The following is a 6,906-nucleotide window of genomic DNA, read 5'->3' on the forward strand; positions in this document are numbered from 1 at the left end:
AACCTCTCTTCTTTTCTGCCTGTTAACCTAAAACAAATCTTTTTTTCCAAAAGAAAATGCAACAATTAGGGTTAGCACTAATGTCCCAAGTGTTATATACAAGAAACCATTTGGATTTGACCCAAGAGGAATGTTTTTAAAGTTCATTCCAAATAAGCTGAATACCATGGTCGGTATTGACATTACAATTGTAATGGTTGCCAGAGTTTTCATGACAATATTAAGATTATTGGAAATAACGGAAGCAAATGCATCCATCATGCCGCTTAAAATACCGCTATAAATATTGGCCATCTCAATTGCCTGCTTATTTTCAATAATAACATCCTCTAAAAGTTCTGTATCCTCGGGATACTGCTTAATACTATCACTTTTTAACAGTTTCTCCAAAACCACTTCATTGGCACGTAAGGATGTTGTAAAATAGACAAGACATTTTTCCAACTCCAGCAGTTCAATTAATTCACTGTTTTTTGTAGAAATATGAAGTTTTTCTTCAATCTCTTCGCTTTTTCTATCAATACTTCTTAAATATTGAAGAAATACACTGGCGTTTCTGTATAAGATTTGCAGAATAAATCTGGTCTTCTTATAGGTATAAAACCCTCTGACTCTGCCATCCATAAAGCTTTTTAGAATTGGTGATTCTTCCAGACAGATTGTCACAAGTACTTTTTCTGTTACAATAATACCCAATGGAATCGTAACATAGCGCTCTTTTCCATTCTTCTCTTCAATACTTGGGATATCTACCAAAATCACAGAATAGGTATCTTCTGTCTCGATACGTGAACGCTCCTCCTCGTCAAGGGCAGCCTTAACATGATCCACGTCGATTTGATAGGCCTCTGCAATTTCTAAAAGCTCTGTAGCATTTGGATTAGTAAGTGCAATCCATGAGCCATCCTCATAATTCTTAATTTGATGTAACCCATCCTCAAAAGTCTTATAAATATTAATCATGCTTACTCCTTCTACTGCACAATAAGGGGTAAGTTTATCCTAGGGTTATCTGGAATAAATTCCCTCATTATGTAGATTACGAATGTATTTTACTTTATATCTATACCTATAACTACTCGGTTCAAGCTCCATACGTTCCACATCCTTTCAAGATAAATTTATTCCATTTATTAAGAATATCATATTAATTATATGTTTAATTAATTGCTTTGTCAAACACAAAAAACATATCCTATAGTTCATTTCATATATTGATTTTTGCTGAAAACACACTATAATTTAAGTATTAACAAATTAGGGAGGCTCGCTATTATGATTAACATTTTAGACAAAAACTATTTCCGTTATTACGGAAGAATATTGGAAAAAGATGGATATGAATATTTAGGATATACCAATTCACAGGTTGATTTCATTGTAAAAGGTAATGGTCTGACTACCGTTACTGCCCAAATTGGAACCAATTTAAATGGTGAGGTAAATGAAGCACGTTTGCGGGTGTTCCTGGATGACGTTTTAATAACAGAAGAACCAATTGTTTTGAATAAAGCCGAAGCAGTCTATACCCTTGCTTCCTTTGATGATGTGAAAGAACATAAAATCTCTCTTATTAAAATTACAGAAGCTTCTATGTCTTATGCCAAGCTTCAAAGTATAGAAGTATGCGGTGGCACGCTGCTTCCTCTTCCCAACGAAAAGGATACACGGATGAAAGTTGAATTTATAGGTGATTCTATCACCTGTGGGTATGGGGTATATGGAGAACCAGAATCTGAGTATCATATCCGCGAGGAAGATGGCATGGCTTCCTATGCTTATCTGACAGCAAAGGAACTGAATTTTAACGCACGTTATTTTTCTGTTTCTGGATATGGCGTTTATTTAGAATGGACAGGAGATGAAAACGGCGTTATTCCCCGCGTTTATCCCTATACTAATTGGTGGGCTGATGAAGAAGCATTGTATGATTTTTCAGACTTTATTCCAGAACTAATCGTTATTAATCTTGGAACAAATGATTCTGGACATATGGATAAAGACGGTGTACCTGAAAGATTTGTGAAAGCCTACGTTTCATTTTTAAAATTCCTAAAAGGACACTACCCAGGTGCTAAAATTCTGTGTACTTGCGGAACATTGTGTACACAGTCCTACGAATATGTGGAGGAAGCTTGTAAAACTGCTTTGTCTGGAGGTTTGACTGGTATTTACTTCTACCAGCAGCCTTATCATAATGTACAGGAGGATGGAATTGCTTCTGGGCATCCTTCTCTCATTACACATCAGAAAGACGCTCGTCAGTTGATAGAGAAAATCAAAGAAATATTTCCTGACTGTTAGATTTGTCTGCCAGTACTATTACAAATTCTGCACTTCCAATAGTACTGGCATTTTTACCTTAAAGCATATACTCTTCTCCATTGTAACCCGTTCGATCAGCCTCTGTAATAGCGCGTATTACCTTACATGGATTTCCCGCTGCGATTACATCACACGGAATGCTTTTTGTAACTACACTGCCCGCTCCAATTATTGAATTATTACCAATGGTAACTCCTTGAGTAACAATGGATCCTGCTCCAATCCAGACATTATCTCCGACGACAACTGGTTTAGAATAACAGCCCTTTTTCAAACGCTCTTCTGGATGAGTGGCATGATTACCGCAAAAAATACCAACGCGCGGTCCAAATAAAACATTATTCCCAATGGTAACAGATGCACAATCAAAAATTAAACAATCAAAATTCCCAAAAAAATCATTTCCAATTGAGATATTAATTCCATACTCACAGAAAAAACCATTTTCAAACCGAACATTTTTCCCATGTTTAAAGAAAAGCTGATCCAGTATTTTTTCTCTTTCGTGGTCATCTGTGCAGGCATTGTACTGTTTTGACAACATATATGCCCTATTTCTAACCTCGTTGGACTTCTTTGACATATCATCATACATTTTACTAGTATTTAATATTTCCTTAAATTCCATACAAAAACCTCCACTCTAAAATACTATGAAATATTTTATATTATACCATATTCAGCCATATTATTCATTCATCTCGGCACAAATAGTTTACATTTCGGTATATTTGTTTATTTAAGTGAAAATTTACGTATCATTTAGCTATTTTTGTATCAGCTTTATAACTTCAACTTGGAAAGTGCATCTGCAAATGCAGTTGTTCCCTTTTCTTCTTCCTTTTTCATCTGATTCATATAATGATGCACATCTTTTTTAGAAACACCTGCCCCTTCATTCTTTCTTCTTTCTTTAAACGAATTCAGTTTTTCCTTATATCCGCAGGAGCAAATAAATACCTGAGCATCTCCTTTTCCCTTTAGTTCCATTTTCTTATGGCATTTTGGACAGCGTGCATTGGATAATTTTGAAATTGTTTCCCGATAACCGCATTCTCTATCTTGGCAAACATGCATGGTACTATTCTTTCCTTTCACTAGCAGCAATCGCTTTCCGCAGTTTGGACACTTGTGACTAGTCAGGTTTTCGTGACGGAACTTTCCATCTCCTGTTTTAATTTCATCAATTATTTCCTTTGTATAATCTTTAATTTCTTCCATGAAAATAGTACGCTTCAATTTTCCAGAAGCAATTCCTGAAAGTTTTCTTTCCCAGTCTGCTGTCATTTCTGGTTTCTTCAAGTCATCTGGCACTAGTTCTAAAAGCTGTTTAGCCTTTGAAGTAATAAAAATATCTTTTCCTCGTTTTTCTAACAAAAATGTATGAAACAGCTTTTCTATAATATCTGCTCTTGTAGCTACTGTTCCTAAGCCACCTGTTTCCCCCAGTGTCTTAATATCTTCCTTGTTCTTATTCTCCAGATATGCCACTGGATTTTCCATTGCTGAAAGCAATGTTGCTTCATTGAACGGAGCAGGTGGTGCTGTTTTTCCTTCGGTTATTTGGATAGAATATACTTCTAGCTGTTCCCCTTCTTTTACTTCTGTAAGCTTTTGCAAAGCCATGGAATCATCCTCTTCCATGCTCTGACTCTCATAAACCATCTTCCAGCCAGGATTTTTAATCACTCTTCCCTTTGCTATAAAAGCATACTCTCCTATCGTAAGCGTAACTGTTGTCTGTTCATACTCAAAAGGAGGGTATAACACAGCCATAAAACGTCTGACAATTAAATCGTAAACCTTCCGCTCTTCATTCGTTAAATGATCTAACTGAACAAACTGCTCTGTAGGAATAATAGCATGATGATCTGTGACCTTCTGATTATTTACAAAAGAAGCTTTTGCCTTTATATTACCACGATACAAGACAGCAGCCAGCTTCTGGTAAGGTCCTGTCCCACAAGCCCGCAAACGCTCTTTTAAAGTATCTGTCATATCTGTTGTGAGATAGCGTGAATCTGTCCGCGGATAGGTTACAATTTTATGGTTCTCATACAATCTCTGCATAATCGTAAGGGTTTCCTTTGCTGAAAAATTGTATAATTTATTGGCATCTCTTTGAAGTTCTGTTAAATCATATAATAGGGGAGCCTCTTTTTTCTTAAAGGACTTATCCACCTTTTCCACTATTGCTCTTTTCCCTGTACAATCCTTTATATAATTTTCTATCTTACTTTTTTCAAATGACCGGCTGCTTTTTGATTTCCTATCCTGCCAAGTGAATGTCATCGAATCGGTCTTTCCACTGTTTTTACCAGCACATAACTTAATTCCATAGAATGCCTGAGGTTTAAAATTTCTAATTTCTTCTTCTCGCTTTGCAATCATTGCCAGAGTAGGCGTCTGAACTCTTCCACAAGATAATTGTGCATTGTATTTACAAGTGAGTGCACGGGTTGCATTCATGCCTACCAGCCAGTCCGCTTCTGCTCTTGACACAGCAGCATAATACAGATTGTCATAATCTTTTCCTTGCTTCAAATTCGCAAAACCATCTCTTATAGCTTTGTCGGTTACAGATGATATCCACAAACGCTTTGTTGGCTTCTGATTCCCTGCTTTCGATAAAATCCATCTTGCAACTAGCTCTCCTTCTCGTCCGGCATCTGTTGCAATTACAATCTCCTGCACATCGCCTCTTTGTATAAGTGCCTTTACTGCCTGGTATTGCTTACTCGTTTCTCTGATTACTTCCAAATGCATTTTATCTGGAATCATTGGCAAATCAGTCATTCGCCACTCTTTATATTTATTATCATATCGTTCTGGATCGGATAAAGTCACCAAATGCCCTAACGCCCATGTCACAATATACTGGTTGCCTTCCAATGCACCATTCAGCTTTTTACTGCATTTCAGCACCCTCCCAATATCTCTTCCTACAGATGGTTTTTCTGCAATTACTAATATTTTATTTTGAGCCATCATCTCTACCTCTTCTATTTGATTTTTACCGCATACCCGTCAAAAATAGTAATCGAAACACAAGGTCATCCATTTTCCTTTGCCGGATAATCTGATTTGAAGTTACTACTTTCAAACGGTATTTTAAATTCTTTTTATATTCAGCTACATAATAGGCAAGAGCACCTTTTCCTTTTGATGAAATTTGATGCACTCTAATGAATTCATCTGCCTGACGGCTGAACTTGCCCTGACTTTTCTTGAATTTTTTTAATCTCAAGGATAATTCCTGCAAATAACTTTTTCTTCCACCAAGAACATTTTTTCCATGCTGCCTGTATAATATATAGGATTTTGTATCAAAAATAACCTTCCCATAAAAACTTGCTGTTAAATAGATCCACCAATCATGCATCATAGTAAATTGAGGCAGCCGGTCTTTTAATATTTCCCAGAGTACATGATTGATTACACAGGTGCAGCCTGCACAGATATTTTCCACCAGTGCATTTCCAAATGTGGCTTTATAATTTTGTTTTATGCTTCCATAGGGTAATATTTTCAAATCCTTGTCTACTAATGTAGTAACACTACTGTACAACAATGGTATTACTTTTTTTTCTGCCTTTAACTTTTCTTCCAGTTTATCTACTGCCATGGTGATTTTCTCTTTCAGCCATACATCATCCTGATCAGAAAATGCATAGTAATCTGCTGTCTCATCTGCACATTTGATTAAATCAAAAAAACTATTAATTACTCCTACATTATTTCCCGCATAATATGTTACATTAGAATATTCCTTGCTGTATTCTTCTAAAATAGATACGGTACGATCGGTAGAACCATCATCCCTAATTAATATTTGAATATTTTCATAGTCCTGCTGCAAAATACTGTCTAACTGCTCTCGAATGTATTGCTCCCCATTGTATGTGGAGAGCAGCACCTGAACTCTTTTCATAACATGTTCTCCCTTTATTGTTATCACTTCATAAAGAGTATCATACCACAATTTTCTGATTTGCTCAATGATTCTATACAACAAAGTGTACAGCTGTCCTTTAGCCACAATATTTCTTACCACATGCACACCATAAAAAAACCTTATACCTGCCATCTCCAGCAAGTATAAGGCTTTTTAAATTTTAATGATAACTAGTTCATTAACACTCCATCATAGTATACTTCTACAGTACCTTCCTGGAAATTAGTATAACTTGACCAATCTGCCTGATTGAATCGTGCACCAATTGTTAAGTTACCTGTGTTAGGTTGTAATACATAAGCATCCTTAAAGGATAATTCTAAGTAACCATCTCCAAATGTTCCTGTCACATTTGTTGTATAGCTCACATACCATGGAGCAACATTTAAGCTGATTCCAGCATTATCACACCAGAATTTCTGCTCTTTATTTCCATCTTTTGTATAGTTGTAACGAATTACCAGCTTAGATAAGTCTACACCTTCTGTTCCTGCTGAAGTAACTTTGTAAGTCTGGCTTACTGTTGATCCAAATGATGATTTCACTTCAACAACTGGTTTTACTGCACCAGCTGCTGGTGTTGGTGTTACCACTGGTGTTGGTGTTACTACTGGTGTTGGTGTTAC

General features: G+C 36.2%; 6 protein-coding genes. 1 reads left to right on the plus strand and 5 read right to left on the minus strand.

Translation table 11 applies throughout. The features are described 5' to 3' along the window. Nucleotides 1-27: 27 nt before the first annotated feature. Nucleotides 28-963, minus strand: a complete 936-nt coding sequence (locus BM305_RS12155) for a magnesium transporter CorA family protein (protein WP_092561196.1) — start codon at nt 961-963, stop codon at nt 28-30. Between the two features lie 312 nt (nt 964-1,275). Between BM305_RS12155 and BM305_RS12160 the strand changes: the two genes are divergently transcribed. Further along, nucleotides 1,276-2,304: an SGNH/GDSL hydrolase family protein gene (locus BM305_RS12160; RefSeq protein ID WP_092561198.1), complete on the plus strand. Its 1,029-nt coding sequence runs from the start codon at nt 1,276-1,278 to the stop codon at nt 2,302-2,304. Nucleotides 2,305-2,362: 58 nt separating this feature from the next. Here the strand turns inward: BM305_RS12160 and BM305_RS12165 are convergent, their stop codons facing one another. From BM305_RS12165 to BM305_RS12180, 4 genes are all read right to left on the minus strand, one after another. After that, the gene (locus BM305_RS12165) at nt 2,363-2,953 is read right to left on the minus strand and encodes a sugar O-acetyltransferase (RefSeq protein WP_092561200.1); all 591 of its coding nucleotides are present in this window, start codon (nt 2,951-2,953) and stop codon (nt 2,363-2,365) included. Nucleotides 2,954-3,108: 155 nt separating this feature from the next. Continuing rightward, nucleotides 3,109-5,313, minus strand: a complete 2,205-nt coding sequence (locus tag BM305_RS12170) for a DNA topoisomerase III (RefSeq protein ID WP_092561202.1) — start codon at nt 5,311-5,313, stop codon at nt 3,109-3,111. Nucleotides 5,314-5,338: 25 nt separating this feature from the next. After that, the gene (locus BM305_RS12175; RefSeq protein WP_177214710.1) at nt 5,339-6,256 is read right to left on the minus strand and encodes a glycosyltransferase family 2 protein; all 918 of its coding nucleotides are present in this window, start codon (nt 6,254-6,256) and stop codon (nt 5,339-5,341) included. A gap of 194 nt (nt 6,257-6,450) precedes the next feature. Further along, on the minus strand, nt 6,451-6,906 hold a 456-nt coding region (locus BM305_RS12180; protein WP_272481961.1), incomplete at its 5' end, for a cellulose binding domain-containing protein.

Origin of the sequence: Anaeromicropila populeti (assembly GCF_900112775.1) — a bacterium.
Classification (GTDB): domain Bacteria; phylum Bacillota; class Clostridia; order Lachnospirales; family Lachnospiraceae; genus Anaeromicropila_A; species Anaeromicropila_A populeti.